The organism is Vibrio sp. 2130-1 (genome assembly GCF_033339515.1).
The window spans coordinates 1-526 of sequence record NZ_JAWOUT010000692.1; the positions used below are offsets into that span (position 1 = coordinate 1).

The 526-nt window shown below is 43.3% G+C and carries 1 protein-coding gene; it reads right to left on the bottom strand.

The features are described from left to right. Nucleotides 1-526, bottom strand: a 526-nt coding sequence (locus R7Q09_RS28180; protein WP_411913136.1) for a calcium-binding protein, incomplete at both ends; no start/stop codon positions are given.

The following is a 526-nucleotide window of genomic DNA, read 5'->3' on the forward strand; positions in this document are numbered from 1 at the left end:
AGTCTAGAGAGTCTTCACTGCTAGAAAAATCTGTGACAGTGTCGCGTTCGTTGGCCACATCGATCCATTTGAAGATGTCCTCACCATCACCGCCAGTCAGAATGTCGCTGCCTAAACCACCAATCAAAATGTCATTATCTGCGCCACCGAACAGCTTGTCGTTTCCACCTTGCCCAAACAAGATGTCATTTCCTGCACCACCATAAATGGTGTCCGCTTGGTCATAATAACGAGATTGCTCAAACTCAGCTTGGTTTTCAGTAATGTAGTGATGAACTTCCTCCTTCGTTACCAGAGCAACATCTTTCCCCAGCTGAGAAGCTACATAGTTTTGTAGCGCAGAAACACCTTGCTCTCCATTGATATCAAAACGAATCGCATCACCAAAAATGATGTCGTTTCCATCAAGGCTACTAATCTCATCCTTGCCTTGCATTAATGACACTTCTTTGCCAAGAATCACTTCTGCAAGTTGATTAACATCGATGTTAGTTCTTACAACACCATCAGAGTCAAAGTGTTTCAA